A 16083-nucleotide genomic window follows, 5' to 3' on the forward strand; every position below is an offset into this window, starting at 1 on the left:
CGTTGAAGATGTTAAATATTCGTAATAAACATCTCTTTTCTCTATCAATTGGTCAGAATATTTGGTTTATACAATAAACTTATTTACATTTGCATCCTGTATTAAAAGGATGCTTAAGTATCCTTTGTTTTTTACAAATATAGTTTATGAAACAAACTTATTTATTTGCTGGACTTAAGTGGTTGTAGAGTTAAGTTGAATAGCAAATTACTAATGGAAATAGAGATCAAAGCATGAGATATAAAAATTTAATTCGGATAAGAAGGTTCAGTGTCACAGGCTTATTTAAAGGTGTTTTTGATGATGCACATAAGTGGTTAAGCAGTGTAGAGCGATAGGTTAAAGATTTTGTAAAGTATTGTATAATAATAAATAATTGAAAAAATGGAAGAAAAAAAATTAACTGAAAAAGAAAGTTTAGAGCTGATTACTCGGATGATTCAATCAACAAAAGAGAATCTTGAAGTAGGGCGGGGGAATAAATTCTTGATGTATGGATATTTCACGGTTGCATTGGGGATCGTGATTTTTCTGCTGTCACTTTTTACCCACAACAACTTGTATAGTTGGGGATGGTGCCTGATGTTTGCATGTTGGGCATTTGTGTCTTGGAAAGCAAAGAAACCGGATGTTATTACCTATACCGGTAAAGCAATTCAACGAGTGTGGCAGATTATGGGACTGATGTTTGCCATCACGTTTGTCTCTTTGTGGATATTCGTCGTTATCTTTCATACCCATTACATTCTTATGATTCTTATGATGCCGTTATCTCTGATTTATGTGAATATAGGTGTTTCTATTACTGGGATCATTTTGAAGGATAAGTGGATGACCTTTTTACCGTTGGTGAGCCAGTTGATAGCCTTTTATATGTTGGTGGCTATAATGAATAATATTCCGAATATCTTGTTGAATCTTTTGATGAGTTTTGCATTCATTGTTTCTATGGTTATCCCTGGGCATATATTGAATTACAAAATGCATAAATGATGTTCAAAGATCTAAATCCATTATTGCATTCACAACTCAGATTGGCTATTATGTCAATTCTTATTTCAGTAGATGAAGCTGATTTCGTTTATCTGAAAGAGAAAACAAACTCAACAGCTGGTAATCTGAGTGTGCAGATTGATAAATTATCACAGGCTGATTATATTGAAGTGAAAAAAGATTTTGTTGGGAAAAGACCTCATACGACCTGCCGGATAACAGGAAAGGGCCGAAAGGCTTTTTCTGATTATATTGATGCTTTGAAGAGCTACTTGCCTTGATTTATGTGATCTTTTTCGGAACAGATACCGACACTTTGATTACCAGGCGGTGGTAGATATGTCTCCACGGCTTGGTAACGATGTCTCCACGGCTTGGTAATGATGTCTCCACGGCCTGGTAATGGCATTGACATGATATATACTGGAATTAGTGTGATGTATAGTGGATAAAGCCAAGCCTATTTCAGTTCCAGTTGTTTTTGCAGGCGGATGATCTCGTCACGGTATTGAGCAGCCTGAATGAAGTTGAGTTCCTTGGCTGCCTGTTGCATTTGGGATTTTGTATCAGCGATACTCTTTTCCAGTTGAGGGCGCGTCATACGTTTCACGATGGGATCAGCTGCAAAGGCACCCTCTGACGGTTCTATATAGGGTTGTGCCGTTGTTTCCGGGCCCTGTCCTTCTTTTGAATTTCCGATAGGCAGGTCGGTGTTGATGGCTTTGACAATCTGTTTAGGGACGATATGATGCTCTTCATTATATTTCATCTGGATCGTTCTGCGGCGGTTGGTCTCATCGATGGTTTTCTGCATGCTCTCGGTGATCGTATCAGCGTACATGATCACTTTCCCATGTATGTTCCTGGCTGCACGGCCGGCGGTCTGAGTCAGACTGCGGTGGCTGCGGAGGAATCCTTCCTTGTCTGCATCCAGGATGGCGACAAGGGAAACTTCCGGCAAGTCAAGTCCTTCACGCAACAGGTTGACTCCTACCAGCACATCATAGACCCCTGCCCGAAGGTCGTTCATGATCTTGACCCGGTCCAGGGTAGCTACATCGCTGTGGATATAAGCTGCCTTGATTTCATGTTCCAGCAGATATTCCGTAAGTTCCTCTGCCATTCGTTTGGTAAGTGTCGTGACGAGCACCCGTTCCTTATGATGACTTCGTGTAAGGATCTCGTCCATCAGGTCATCAATCTGGTTTTCGGAAGGACGGACTTCTATTTCAGGATCCAGGAGCCCTGTCGGACGGATGAGTTGTTCCACTACGACCCCTTCAGCCTCGTTCAGTTCATAGTCTGCCGGTGTGGCGCTCACGTAGATCACTTGATGGATCAGGGAATGGAACTCATCAAACTTCAGAGGTCTGTTGTCGAAGGCAGCCGGCAGCCGGAACCCGTATTCCACCAGGTTTTTCTTCCTGGCACGGTCTCCGCCGTACATCGCATTGATCTGTGGAATGCTGACATGGCTCTCATCGATGACCATCAGATAGTCTTTCGGGAAAAAGTCCAGGAGACAGTAAGGGCGCTGGCCGGCTTTACGTCCATCAAAATACCTGCTGTAGTTTTCGATACCGGAGCAATGACCTAGTTCCTTCATCATTTCCATATCGTATTCCACCCGTTCCTTAATCCGCTGGGCCTTGATAGGATCACCGATTTCCTTAAAGTAATCTACTTGTTTGACCAGGTCATCCTGGATTTCCCGGATAGCCCTTACCGTCTGGTCTTTAGTTGTAATAAAGAGATTAGCCGGATAGATTTCATAGTTATCGAAAGATTCTATACGATGGAAGGACACCGCGTCCACTTCCTCTATGGAGTCGATCTCATCGTCCCACCAGGTGACACGAAGAATATTATCGGAATAAGCCATAGAGATGTCCACGGTATCCCCCTTCACACGGAAATTACCCCGTTTGAGTTCTATATCGTTCCTCACGTAGAGTGCATCGACCAATTTACGCAGGAAATCATTCCTGTCCATCTTCTCTCCACGTTTCAGTTTGATGATGCTCTGTTGCATGGCCACTGGTCCTCCCATACCGTAGATACAGGAGACCGAGGATACGACGATAACGTCTTTTCGTCCGGAGAGCAAGGCGGAAAGAGCGCTCAGCCGCAGTTTGTCAATGTTGTCATTGATCGCCAGATCCTTCTCTATATAAGTGTCCGTAGACGGGATGTAGGCTTCAGGCTGGTAATAATCATAATAGGAGACATAGTATTCCACGGCATTGTCAGGAAAGAATCCCTTCATCTCCTGGTAGAGTTGGGCAGCCAGGGTCTTGTTGTGACTCAGGACAAGGGTGGGCCTGTTGATGCTGGCAATGACGTTGGCGACGGTAAAGGTTTTACCTGATCCGGTGACGCCTAAGAGGACTTGTGCCGGATCGCCTTCCCGGATACCTTTTATTAGTTGTTTGATTGCCTGAGGCTGATCGCCGGTAGGTTTGTATTTTGCTGTGAGTTTGAAATTCATTTTCTCCTGAAACTTTTAATCCTTTTTATGTATTCTTGCAAATTTACTAAAAAGATTGCTTTAAGAGTGATTGATTCGTAATAAAATGCTAAAAATTAAAGTATTTACTTTGTGAATAGCAGAAAAGTGAGTAACTTTGCAATTCAAAAAGCATCATAATGAAGAAATCAATCTTTGCCGTCTTGTCCTTCACGGTTGTGATCCTGCTCTCCAGCTGTGCCCATGAGTTCAATCAAGTATACAAGACAAGTGACTATTCATATAAGTATGAGTATGCCAAGGAGTGTTTTGCCAATGGCAAATATTCGCGTGCCGTCACCTTACTGCAAGAGCTGGTGACCATTGAAAAAGGTACTGACAATGCGCAGGAAAGCCTTTATATGTTAGCGATGGCCGAGTATTGCATGAAGGATTATGAGACAGCTTCTGATTATTTCAAGAAATACTATCAATCCTATCCGAAGGGCTTTTACGCTGAGATGGCTGAATACTATGCAGGTGAAAGTCTTTACCAGAGTACTCCTGAACCCCGGCTGGACCAGAGCAAGACTGTGCTGGCGATTGCTGCCTTTCAGGAATATCTTGATTTGTTTCCCGATGCAAAAATGAAAACCCTGGCACAGAAGCGGTTGTTTCAGTTACAGGATAAATTAGTGCAGAAGGAGTATGATTCCGCCAAACTCTATTATGACCTTGGTCCTTATTTTGGAAATTGCACTGAAGGAGGGAACAATTATATGGCTTGCATCATCACGGCTCAAAATGCTTTGAATGACTATCCATATAGCAATAAGCGTGAGGCTTTTTCCATCCTTATTATGAAGAGTAAGTATGAACTGGCGAAGATGAGTGTTCCCAGCAAGCAGTATCAGCGGTTTGAGGATGCCGAAGATGAATGCTATGGTTTCCTCAATGAATATCCGGACAGCAAGATGCGTACCGAGGCCAAGGATTATATTGCCGAGTGCAAGCAGTTTCTCTCTACTCATAAGAACATCAATCCGCTGGCAGATTAAGCATCTGTGAAGTTGTTAACAACAAGGAATATAAATATAGAATGACGACAGGCCATTCTTTCAATTTTCAGTTTAGATATGGATTATAAAAAGTCAAAAGCTCCGGTGACTACCGTGACACGAAATGTTGAAGAGTTGTGGAAAGATACCGGCAACATTTATGAGAGTGTTGTGATTATCTCCAAGCGCAGCAATCAGATAGCTCAGGAAATCAAGCAGGATCTGGATAAGAAACTGGCTGAATTTGCTTCCTACAACGATTCTCTTGAGGAAGTGTTTGAAAATCGGGAGCAGATAGAGATTTCCCGTTACTATGAAAAGTTACCTAAATCAACACTGTTGGCTACCCAGGAATTTATTGAGGGTAAAGTGTATTGGCGTGATCCTTCTAAGGATAAGGATGAGAAGCAGAATGAGAGGCTCTGATGTTACAGCGTAGACAATCTCTTTATCTCTTGTTGGCCTTGGTGGCGACCATTCTCTGTCTGGGTCTTTCTTTAGGAACTATAGAACCAAGGGGAATGGGAGTGGATACAGTTGTTTATAATATAGGATTGCATGGTCCTTTGAAGGCTGTTTATCCTGAATGGCCATTATTTGCTGTCTTACTGCTGACCTGTCCCTTGAATATAGCAGCAGTCTTCCTTTTCCACAGGCGGAAGTTGCAGGTTAAACTGTGCTGGACCTGTATCGTTTTGTGCGTGGTCTGGTATGCCTATTTCTTACATGTTGTCTTTCATGAATTCAATGCCGAGGGTACTTTTCACTTTGCGTGGACAGTTTGCCTTCCTTTGGTAGCGGTCATTTTCTATCTTTTGGCCCGCGGCGGCATAAGAAAGGATGAAAAACTCTTGAGGGCTGCTGATCGTATCCGCTGAGATTACTAGATGATCCTTTTTGAATAAGAGTGGGATTTTATAACGTTCAACCCCCGTGACTTTTAACATTACGGGGGTTGAACGTTTCTATTCATCTGATTATAGTCTGAATCCTTCAAGGGTTTTCCGGAGCGGTTTGGTGACTAGTATCATTTATCATTTGCTTTGCTGCTTGCCGTATTAATGGCATTGCCGGCCTTTACCCTGTACCCTGTCACCCTGTGGGAAGCATTTGTCCTCGCATCATAGAGATCACTGTTTCTATTGTTCGGTTCATGTTGTGAATAAAAGATGATTAATAGCTGACAGATCAATTCAAGGGTAAGGGAAGGGCAGAGATAAAAAAGTCCGCAACCGGAAAGTTGCGGACTTTTATAATAATCAGCGGGAAAGTTTATTTGTTTTCCTGCTCCAGACTGTCACTCCAGTCCTCCTTGCTCTTACGGACATAGCTCTGATACCGGATCTTTGCCATGCGTTCACAAGCAGCATAGAGTTCTTCAGCCTCGTTAGGGTATGCTTTCTTCACCGACAGGTAACGAACCTCACCCAGAAGGAAGTCACGGAATTTATCCCATTCAGGCTCTTTTGAGTCGAGTTGGAACGGATTCTTGCCTTCCATGGCCAGTTCCGGATTATATCTCCACAGATGCCAGTAGCCACACTCTACGGCGAGAGCTTCCTCTCTCTGGCTCTTGCCCATGCCACCTTTACGCTTCAGGCCATGATTGATACATGGAGAGTATGCGATGATCAGTGAAGGACCATGATAAGCTTCTGCTTCGCGGATGGCCTTTAAGGTCTGGTTGTTGTTGGCACCCATAGCAATCTGAGCTACATAGATATACCCGTAGGTGGTCTCCATCAGTCCCAGATCCTTTTTGCGGACACGCTTACCCTGAGCAGCAAACTGTGCGATAGCCCCCAGAGGAGTAGCCTTAGAGCTCTGGCCACCAGTATTGGAATAAACCTCGGTATCCATCACGAGCACATTGACATCCTCACCGGTAGAGAGCACGTGGTCAAGACCACCATAGTCAATATCGTATGATGCACCATCACCACCGATCAGCCACTGGCTGCGCTTTACCAGGTAATGTTCAAGAGTCTTGAGTTCCGTACAGATCGGGCAGCCTTCCTGGGCACCTTTCTCTATCAACGGCTTCAGTTCAGCTGCTGCAGCTTTGGAGCCATCAGCATCTTCCTTGTTCTCAATCCATTTCTGGGCGGCAGCCTTGAAATCAGCAGAGGTGCTGTCTTTCTCCATCAGTTCGTTCAGCAGCATCGTGATACGCTCTTTCATCTTCTTGTTAGCCAGGACCATTCCCAGACCGAATTCGCTGAAGTCTTCAAACAGGGAGTTGTCAAAAGCAGGGCCCTGTCCCTTGGCATTCGTCGTGTAAGGAGTGGCGGGGATAGATGCAGAATAGATAGAAGAGCAGCCTGTTGCGTTGGCAATCATTTCACGGTCACCGAAGAGTTGGCTGACCAACTTCACATAAGGAGTCTCACCGCAGCCTGCACAGGCACCGGAGAACTCAAACAGAGGAGTAGCAAACTGACTGTTTCTCGGATTTGACTTGATGTCAATGAGATTCTGCTTGCTGGATACATTCTTTACCAGCCAGTCCCAGTTCTGAGCTTCTGCGACCATCTTAGGATCATCCGTTCTGAAAGGAACCATAGACAATGCCTTGTTTCCCTTCTTGCCCGGGCAAATATCCACACAGTTACCACAGCCGAGGCAGTCCATGACGGAAATTTCCTGACGGAAGTGCATACCCTTGATAGCTTGCGGTGCCAGAATAGGAATAGTGTCTCCCTTGCAACCCTTTACTTCTTCATCATCCATCACGAATGGACGGATGGCTGCATGAGGACAAGCAAAAGCACATTTGTTACACTGGATACAATTCTCGGAATTCCATACCGGGACAAAAGCCTCTACACCACGCTTCTCGTATGCAGATGTGCCATTTTGCCAGGTGCCATCAGTAGTCCCATTCTTGAAAAAGTCTGAGACTTTCAGCAGATCACCTGCCTGCGCATTGATAGGACGGACAAGCTCCTTAACGAATGCAGGAGCATCATCCTCTTTCTTTGCTTCATCTTTCAGGTTAGCCCATGCTGGGTCTACCGTAAGCTCCTTATACTCGTCACCGCGGTCAACAGCCTGGTAGTTCTTGTCGACAACGTCCTGGCCCTTACGGGAGTAAGACTTGACGATGAATGCTTTCATCTGATTGACGGCAAGATCCAGAGGAATAACCTTTGTGATGCGGAAGAAGGCACTCTGAAGGATCGTGTTGGTACGGTTTCCCAGTCCTATTTCATGAGCAATCTTCGTAGCATTGATATAATAAACTTTGATATTGTTCTTTGCGAAATAGCGCTTTACCTTATTCGGAATGAAGTTAACGAGTTCATCACCCTCGAAGATCGTGTTCAACAGGAAAGTACCGTTCTTGCGAAGCCCGCGTGTCACGTCATACATATACAGATATGCCTGTACATGGCAAGCAACGAAGTTTGGAGTGTTCACCTGATAAGACGAGTGAATCGGATCATCACCGAAACGCAGGTGTGAGCAGGTAAAACCTCCGGATTTCTTAGAGTCGTAAGAGAAGTAAGCCTGGCAGTATTTATTGGTATTATTACCGATAATCTGAACAGAGTTCTTGTTGGCACCTACAGTACCATCGGCTCCTAAACCGTAAAACTTTGCCTCGAAGACGGAGTCGCCACCCATCGGAATTTCAGGTACTTTGGGCAGAGAAGTGAACGTGACATCATCCACGATTCCTACCGTAAAGTGATTCTTCGGTTCCGGCATTTCCAGATTGTTGAATACTGAGATAATGTCTGCCGGAGTAGTATCCGCAGAACTTAATCCGTAACGGCCACCGACAATCACCGGTTTGCGAGGATCCTCATAGAGGGCACTCTTGACATCCAGATACAGAGGCTCACCCTCAGCTCCAGGTTCCTTGGTACGGTCAAGCACTGCTATGCGCTTTACGGTAGCCGGGATAGCCTTTCTGAGGAAATCTACTGAGAACGGACGGAAGAGGTGAACGGAAACCATACCGACTTTCTTGCCCTGTTTGTTCAAATAGTCGATAGCTTCACGCGCTGGCTCTGAAGCCGATCCCATCAAAATGATGATGTTCTCAGCATCTTGGGCTCCATAATAGTTGAAAAGGTGATATTCGCGACCCGTAATCTTGGAAATTTCACCAAGATAATGCTCTACGACTCCAGGAACCTTATCATAGTAGCTGTTACATGCCTCACGGTGTGTGAAGAAGGTCTCAGGGTTCTCGGCAGTACCCCGTGTGACAGGACGTTCCGGAGAGAGCGCACGGTCACGGAAGTGCTTGATGTCAGCCGGATCAACCAACTTAGCCAAGGCGTCCTGGTCGATTTCCTCAATCTTGTGGTATTCGTGAGAGGTACGGAAGCCATCAAAGAAATTGATGAAAGGAACGCTTGTCTTCAATGTTGACAGATGAGGAACAGCTGTCAGGTCCATTACTTCCTGTACTGATCCTGAGCAGAATATGGCAAAGCCGGTCTGACGACAGGCCATGACATCTGACTGGTCTCCAAAGATACTCAATGCATGAGTAGCTACTGAACGTGCAGCTACATCAAACACTGCAGGGAGGAGTTCTCCCGCAATCTTGTACATGTTAGGGATCATCAGCAGAAGTCCCTGTGAAGCCGTGAAGGTTGTCGTCAGTGCACCTGCCTGCAAGGACCCGTGGACGGCACCGGCAGCACCACCTTCAGATTCCATTTCCTGAACTGTAACCGTCTGCCCGAAGAGGTTCTTACGCCCTTTGGCAGCCCATTCATCTACATGCTCTGCCATTGGAGATGACGGAGTAATAGGATAAATGGCAGCTACTTCAGTAAACATATAGCTTACATGAGCAGCAGCTGTGTTACCATCACATGTGATAAACTTTTTTTCTTTAGCCATTTTTTAAATGATAAATTAATCTGTTTTTATATTTACTTATTGATTTCAAGGATTCAGTCAGCAGATATTCTTGTGTTCTCCTTTCTTTCGAAAGATGGATGTTGTCGTTTCGGCATATCTGTTCCAAGGATTTTACTCCTTTCTTAGGATGAAACCTGATCCTTTACTTATCTGTTTTGTTTTCTCTTGTTGTTTGGTCACTCAAAGTGTTTTAGTATAGAAATCCTAATAGCCAGAGTGGTATCTGTTTCCCCCTTCCTACTTCCGTATGATAACGGGCATAAATAATATCCGGATTCAATCTCAGTTTTCCCGGTGCTTTTGCATCACAGATCTTGAATTTAAGTCGGTCATCAACCATAAAATAATGACCTTTCGGGCCAATATTTACGATATGATCTTTGCATAATGCACTGATGAAGAAGGTCTCCATCAGTTCTTGGGTTTCTACTTTTACCGGATAGATGGCATACATCAGGTTGGGGTTCTGCATCATCACCTTCGCAGGTTTTTTAGGAAATCTCTGTCCTTGTGGATAGATGATATTGATGAGTCGTGCATCTGCAAGGTATTTGATATAGTTCATGACCGTTGCACGACTGGTCTTGATGCCATACGCTAGTTTGCTGATATTCGGTGCTTTGGGACCACTTACCGCTAGAAGATAGAAGAGTTTCTTGATTTTCGTGAGATATTTCAACTCTATCTGTTTGATGAGCAGGATGTCCACCTCCGTCATCATATTCATTGTTTTCAGTAGATTCTCCGAGAAGTCACGATGTTCCAGGAAGAAAGGGTAGAAGCCATGCTCGATATAATCCTGGAAGTACTTTATAGGACTGACCTCAGGTAAGATATCCTTGATGATATGCTCATGGTTTTCCAGAATTTCATCCAGTGCATAGGGGTGAAAATTATTACCGGTCTGAAGGTTGATAAATTCCCGGAAGGAAAATCCCCACAGGTCATAGCTCTTGACGATTCCCTTCAGTTCCGGGTAGTCTTCTTCGAGCCTCATGACACTGCTTCCCGTGAATATGATTTTCAGGTCGGGGTAGAGGTCATAGCATTTACGTAGCTCCCTGCTCCATTCCGGGTGCTTGAATACCTGGTCAATGAGCAGTACCTTCCCTCCGTCTTTGACAAAATCTCCCGCAAAATCCGTAATACTGTGTCCCTGGAAATAGAAGTTGTTCATATTGATATACAAACACCGGGGATCATTGCAGCCAAATTTTTCTAAAGCATACTGTAAAAGGAAGGTTGTTTTCCCTACGCCCCTTGTACCTACAATGCCAATCATCCGGTCGTTCCAGTCGATTTCGTCCATCAAAGTACGGCGTACTGGTGCATGAGTATGTTCCAGAAGATAGGTATGCGTGCGAAAGAAAGCATCTTCCATAATCAGAGTGCGTTTGTAAGATTTGTCTTTAAATCATTTTCGAGTTCCTCTTGCAAAGATAATACATATTTTCTGATTTGCAACCCCAAGATAGCAAAATATTGTAATTTTAGTTTTTTTTAGATTTAATTCTTCACTGATTTTTCTTATCTTTGCAGAGTACTATGGAAAGATTGCATATCTTTAATCCCGAGCATGACCTTGCCTTGGCCTGTAATCAGTGGCAGTATACACCACCCAAGGCCGCTATGCAGTTGTGTCATGACCTCAACTGGATACCTGCGATATGGGCCGATAGCGGAGACTATGTGGTGGTGGATGACATTTCTGCAGCCACGGCTTCCCGGTCCCTTTTGCAAGCACTGCTGCCCGTCGATTTGCCGGCTGTCCATTTTATTACCCCCCAGTCTTCCGAGTTTAAGACCTTGACCTCTTTTGAGAAGATTCCCTGCCAGGGGGGAGAGTTGGCCCGTCTTCATCATCAGATCCTGCCGTGGGGATGGGACCGGCCCGTCATCAGCCGGTTGCTGGGGCCGCAGATCGCAGAGGCCCGGTTCGTGCCAGAGGCGGGGGCAGCGGATGAAGGCCAGCTGCTTTTCAATGAACGATGGATTCGCATATTATCCTCCCGCCAATACTGGCGTGTCCTTCTCCAGGATCATGTAGACGAAGTGAATACCCCGGAGGAATTACGGTCCAGTATAGAGAGACATGGAGGAAGAGCTGTCTTGAAGACTCCCTGGAGCAGTTCCGGGAGGGGAGTGCATTTCGTCGACCTGTCCCGTTCACCTTCCGTTCCCGGCATGCCCTATCCTTGTCTGGTTGAGCCCTGTTATCATAAGGTCAAGGATTTCGCAATGGAATTTGAGGCTACTGCTGAGGGTACGGTGCGCTATCTTGGACTGAATCTTTTTCAGACCAGAGGCTCTTCCTATGTCGGAAACCTGCTGGCAGACGAGAAGGATAAAGAACAGCTCCTGATGAGGGGAACTGTTGGCCTCAGTTTGAGATCCTGCCGCCGAAAAGTGGAGGAAATCGTTGCTGGAAATATCCGTGGCCGTTATACAGGTCCTTTCGGTGTGGATTTTATGCTGGTTCGTGATGACTCTTCCGGTTGCTGCGAGGACAGCATCCACGTATGTGAATTAAATCTCCGCCGTACCATGGGCCATGTAGCCCTGGTGTTGTCGCGTTATGTGCATGGATCGATGAAGGTGGTGTTTGATGGTCATCATTATCAATTAAGGATAGAATCAGGAACAAACTTTAAAACAACTAATCTATGAAACAAAATTTTTATTCTTTCTGTGCTGCGGCACTTCTCACATTCATGCCGATCTTTTCCCTCTCTGGAAAAGCCCAGGCTGTCCAGCCTTATGTCAGTCAGGTGTGGAGCCCGGACCAGGGAGACGGAACCTACATCAATCCGGTGATTAATTCTGATTACAGTGATCCTGATGTTATTGCCGTGGGAGAGGATTACTATATGACGGCAAGTTCTTTCAACTGTATTCCAGGACTGCCGGTATTACATTCCAGAGATCTGGTCAACTGGGAGATCATTGGCCATGCCATTCAGAAGATAGCACCTGACAGCGTATTCTCTAAACCGTCTTATGGCAATGGGGTATGGGCGCCCAGTATCCGGTACCATAATGGTGAATTCTATATCTATTGGGGAGATCCTGACTATGGGGTGTTCATGGTGAGCTCCAAGGATCCGGAAGGACCATGGACTGCTCCTCATTGTGTCATTCCTGGCAAGGGCATGATAGACACGACCCCGTTATGGGATGATGACGGCCGTTGCTATCTGGTCAATGCCTGGGCTAACAGCCGCACACATTTTGCCAGTGTGCTGACTGTACGGGAACTGAATGCTGGAGGGACGGAGCCGGTGGGCAATCCCGTCATCGTATTTGATGGAAACGGAACAGAGAATCGTACCTGCGAGGGCCCCAAATTTTATAAGCGTCAGGGGTGGTACTGGATATTGTGCCCCGCAGGAGGTGTTTCCTCCGGTTTTCAGTTGGCCATGCGTTCCAGGTCACCTTTTGGGCCGTATGAGGCGAAAAAGGTACTTGCACAAGGCCGGACAAAGGTTAATGGTCCCCATCAGGGAGCCTGGATCCATACGGCTTTCGGAGAAGACTGGTTTATCCACTTTCAGGATAAAGGGGCCTATGGTCGTGTCGTTTTCCTGGAGCCTGTCCACTGGAAGGATAATTGGCCGGTCATCGGTAAGATCCCCTCCAACGGCTATTGTGGCGAGCCGGTTCTCCGGTATCGTAAACCCAGGACTGCCGGCGGAACAGTCAAGGAAAATCCTCAGGAATCGGATGAATTCAATTCTCCTCGCCTCGGATTACAATGGCAATGGCAGGCGGATTATGACCAGACCTTCGGGATGCCTACCTCTCTTGGAGTGTTCCGCCTTTTTTCTTATGGCACAGACGGGACGATCTGGGACATTCCGAACTTACTCTTGCAGAAAACGCCTGCGGACCGGTTTACGGCAACCGCAAAAGTGGAATTTACGGCAAAGGAAGACAGGCAGTATGGGGGAATCATCATGATGGGACTGGACTATAGTGCGCTCGTTCTTGCACGGGCAGGGGACAGGTTCCAACTCCAGCAGATTACTTGTCGTCAGGCGGATCAGGGAGGGAAAGAAATGGTCCGATCACTGTTCTCCTTACCTCCGACCTCAAAAGATCATAATGGCTATCAGGAAGGCCTCCATGAGGCCGGTTATTTGCGCATGGCTGTCAGAGATGGCCAGGTGCGTTTCTTCTGGAGTACGGATGGGACGAATTTCAAAGAGGTGGGAAATTCCTTCCGGATGCGACAAGGGAAATGGGTCGGCGCCAAGATCGGATTCGTGGCTGAAAAACCTGCCGGGAAGTCAAACCGGGGGTGGCTGGACATCGACTGGTTCAGAATAACCAGGTGACTTATACGACGCCCTTCCCTTACCCAGACCTATAAAAACACAATTTCATGAGAACTAACACACCACTTCAGCGGGATCCCCTTTTGCGGATTGCGGTCATACTGGTTGCAGGCATTTGGACAGGGAAAGTCACTTCTGAACGAATTCCTGCCGGAACATGGATGATCCTGACCATAGCTCTTCTGTTGCTCGTCATTTGGCTTTTGCGTATCCATTTGAAAAGAGCAGATCCTTCCTTCAACGGCATCCCCTCAGCAGTCTTTCAGACCTGTTGTATTTTCATGGCGGTGTTTGCATTGGGAGCATGGGATGGTACAATGGCCCTGAAGTCTCATCGTCTTTTACCGGTGGGAAAGTCGTTTGAAGAGTATGCGATAGTTATCTCTCCGCCGGTCAGACATGGAAAGGTGGAACGGTGCGACCTTCTTCTTGCAGACGGATCCTCTGCGGGGAAGAAGATCAGAGCCAACTTTCTCAACACTCCTTTCGCCGTGAAGGAGGGTGCTGATGCTTCACGCTTGCGCGTAGGGGAAGGACTTGCAGTCCGATTGACGATTGAACAACCCTTTGTAAAGGAGTCTCGTAGTGGTAATTTTGACTATCCGCTATGGTTGAAAATCCATAATTTTGCAGGAACAGTATTCCTGCTCCCACAAGAATGGAAAAAGACCACTGTGGACCTTTCACATCTATCCTGCTATCAGCGGACGGTCCTGGTTGCCCTTCAGATGCGCCAGAAACTGATACGAAAGTATGCCAACATCGGGATCGCTGGTCAGAATGAAGCCGTGATGGCAGCCATGACACTCGGGGATAAGTCGGGCATATCCAGATCGACAGCCACTGCTTATTCCATTTCCGGCGCATCGCATATACTTTCTTTGAGCGGTTTGCACTTAGGAATTATCTATGGTATCCTGGTCTTTTTCTTCGGAGGGAGGAACCGCTGGTGGAATCAGATTGTGATCTTGCTGGCGATATGGAGTTTTACCCTTCTTGCAGGCTCCGGGCCGAGTGTCGTCCGTTCAGCCATGATGATTTCGATCTATGCACTGGTATCGCTGTTGAACCGTGATAAATTCAGTCTGAATACCTGGTCACTGGCTTTGATGATCATGCTGCTGGATCAACCATTGTATCTTTTTGATGTAGGCTTTGAATTATCCTTTATGGCCGTTTTGGGCATCCTGCTGGGTGTCAGGCTTTTTCCTGTTCCACTGAAAACAAGAGTTGGGAAGCGTTTTCGGGATCGTATTTCAAGATGGGCCTGGGGATTTGTTGTCGTATCCGTTTCCGCCCAGTTATGGACATTTCCCTTTGTGATCTATTATTTCGGACGATTTTCCTGTTATTTTCTCCTCACCAATCTGGTCGTGGTACCTCTGGCTACCACGTTGCTCTATCTGGTGTCAGGTGGTTTTATCCTTTACCTGTGGCCCGTCGCTGCACGTTTCCTGTTCATGCTTGCAGATGAGGTGTCAGGCAGCCTTAATCGCACGGTACAATGGATATCCTCATGCCCCGGGGCTTCCATAGAAGGAATTTGTATCAGTCAGGGACAAGTTGTGTTGATTTATCTGGCCTTGATTGGAATATCTGCATTGTTTTTTGTAACTTTGCGTCCGCAATGAGGTATTTTATCACTTTTGCCTATGACGGCACAAACTATCACGGTTGGCAGGTGCAGCCTAATGGGATCTCTGTCCAGGAGCGGCTTGACGGGTGTCTGTCCACTCTGCTCAGGAAGAAGGTAGAGACGGTGGGAGCCGGAAGGACGGATGCCGGAGTGCATGCCCGGATGATGGTGGCACATTTTGACTGGCCTGGAGAACTTGATGGTGAACAGTTGGCATACCGCCTGAACAGGATCCTTCCCTGGGATATTGCTGTGCAGGATGTCCGGAAGGTTGATGAACGACTTCATGCACGTTTCTCCGCCAAGTCCCGTCTCTATCGCTATTATATCCATCTGAGCAAGGATCCGTTTCTGAGACGCTATTCCTGGGAGATCCATTATCCTCTTGATTTCAGGATCATGAATGAGGGGGCTTCGCTGCTTTTGGGAGAAAAGGACTTTGCCTGTTTTTGTAAGGCAGGCGGAAATCAGAAAAACACGCGTTGTCTTGTCACAGAGGCTCATTGGGACCAGCAAGGAAACCAATGGATATTTACCATCCGGGCTAACCGGTTCTTGAGGAACATGGTCAGGGCGATTGTGGGGACACTGGTCGACCTGGGGCGTGGTCAGATTACCCTTCAGGACTTTGCCCGGATTCTGGCCAATGGTTCGAGAAGTGATGCTGGGGAAAGTGTACCCGGTAATGCGTTGTTCCTGGAAGAAATAGCCTACTGAGACTATCCTTACCGA

The 16083-nt window shown here is 46.3% G+C and carries 12 protein-coding genes; 9 read left to right on the plus strand and 3 right to left on the minus strand.

The window, feature by feature from the left end:
* Positions 1-384 precede the first annotated feature (384 nt).
* Both ACYRYG_RS00220 and ACYRYG_RS00225 read left to right on the plus strand, forming a co-directional pair.
* Entirely contained in the window at positions 385-993 is a 609-nt protein-coding gene (locus ACYRYG_RS00220; protein WP_293417365.1) for a hypothetical protein, read from the plus strand.
* On the plus strand, positions 993-1274 hold the full coding sequence (locus tag ACYRYG_RS00225) for a winged helix-turn-helix domain-containing protein (RefSeq protein WP_293417436.1): 282 nt from the start codon (positions 993-995) through the stop codon (positions 1272-1274). The genes ACYRYG_RS00220 and ACYRYG_RS00225 overlap by 1 nt, the downstream gene beginning before the upstream one ends.
* A 179-nt stretch (positions 1275-1453) precedes the next feature.
* On the opposite strand, the gene uvrB is transcribed toward ACYRYG_RS00225, so the two are convergent.
* On the minus strand, positions 1454-3481 hold the full coding sequence (uvrB, locus tag ACYRYG_RS00230; RefSeq protein ID WP_293425204.1) for an excinuclease ABC subunit UvrB: 2028 nt from the start codon (positions 3479-3481) through the stop codon (positions 1454-1456).
* Positions 3482-3639: 158 nt separating this feature from the next.
* Here uvrB and ACYRYG_RS00235 point away from each other — a divergent pair, with 158 nt between their 5' ends.
* The 3 genes from ACYRYG_RS00235 to ACYRYG_RS00245 all read left to right on the plus strand — a co-directional run bounded on the left by ACYRYG_RS00235 (position 3640) and on the right by ACYRYG_RS00245 (position 5375).
* The gene (locus ACYRYG_RS00235) at positions 3640-4497 is read left to right on the plus strand and encodes an outer membrane protein assembly factor BamD (RefSeq protein WP_293415780.1); all 858 of its coding nucleotides are present in this window, start codon (positions 3640-3642) and stop codon (positions 4495-4497) included.
* Between the two features lie 78 nt (positions 4498-4575).
* Positions 4576-4923 (plus strand): DNA-directed RNA polymerase subunit omega, encoded by a 348-nt coding sequence (locus ACYRYG_RS00240; RefSeq protein ID WP_293415778.1) that lies wholly within the window; start codon positions 4576-4578, stop codon positions 4921-4923.
* The gene (locus ACYRYG_RS00245; protein ID WP_293415776.1) at positions 4923-5375 is read left to right on the plus strand and encodes a DUF4293 domain-containing protein; all 453 of its coding nucleotides are present in this window, start codon (positions 4923-4925) and stop codon (positions 5373-5375) included. The genes ACYRYG_RS00240 and ACYRYG_RS00245 overlap by 1 nt, the downstream gene beginning before the upstream one ends.
* Positions 5376-5769: 394 nt before the next feature.
* Here the strand turns inward: ACYRYG_RS00245 and nifJ are convergent, their stop codons facing one another.
* Together nifJ and ACYRYG_RS00255 are read right to left on the minus strand one after the other, a co-directional pair.
* Complete coding sequence (gene nifJ / locus ACYRYG_RS00250) at positions 5770-9360, minus strand: pyruvate:ferredoxin (flavodoxin) oxidoreductase (RefSeq protein ID WP_293415774.1); 3591 nt, start codon at positions 9358-9360, stop codon at positions 5770-5772.
* A 211-nt stretch (positions 9361-9571) separates the two neighbouring features.
* Positions 9572-10762 carry an ATP-binding protein gene (locus tag ACYRYG_RS00255; protein ID WP_293415772.1) on the minus strand — a complete coding sequence of 397 codons (1191 nt, stop codon included), beginning with the start codon at positions 10760-10762 and terminating at the stop codon, positions 9572-9574.
* Between the two features lie 164 nt (positions 10763-10926).
* Between ACYRYG_RS00255 and ACYRYG_RS00260 the strand changes: the two genes are divergently transcribed.
* From ACYRYG_RS00260 to truA, 4 genes are read left to right on the plus strand one after another with little or no spacing between them, the layout of a single operon-like run.
* The gene (locus tag ACYRYG_RS00260) at positions 10927-12048 is read left to right on the plus strand and encodes a hypothetical protein (protein WP_293426690.1); all 1122 of its coding nucleotides are present in this window, start codon (positions 10927-10929) and stop codon (positions 12046-12048) included.
* Positions 12045-13715: a glycoside hydrolase family 43 protein gene (locus ACYRYG_RS00265; RefSeq protein ID WP_460197279.1), complete on the plus strand. Its 1671-nt coding sequence runs from the start codon at positions 12045-12047 to the stop codon at positions 13713-13715. The genes ACYRYG_RS00260 and ACYRYG_RS00265 overlap by 4 nt, the downstream gene beginning before the upstream one ends.
* A gap of 47 nt (positions 13716-13762) precedes the next feature.
* Positions 13763-15346: a ComEC/Rec2 family competence protein gene (locus tag ACYRYG_RS00270; protein ID WP_293415768.1), complete on the plus strand. Its 1584-nt coding sequence runs from the start codon at positions 13763-13765 to the stop codon at positions 15344-15346.
* Complete coding sequence (gene truA / locus ACYRYG_RS00275; RefSeq protein ID WP_293415766.1) at positions 15343-16068, plus strand: tRNA pseudouridine(38-40) synthase TruA; 726 nt, start codon at positions 15343-15345, stop codon at positions 16066-16068. Before ACYRYG_RS00270 ends, truA begins: the two co-directional genes overlap by 4 nt.
* The last annotated feature ends 15 nt before the right edge of the window (positions 16069-16083 follow it).

The organism is Segatella asaccharophila (genome assembly GCF_054687055.1).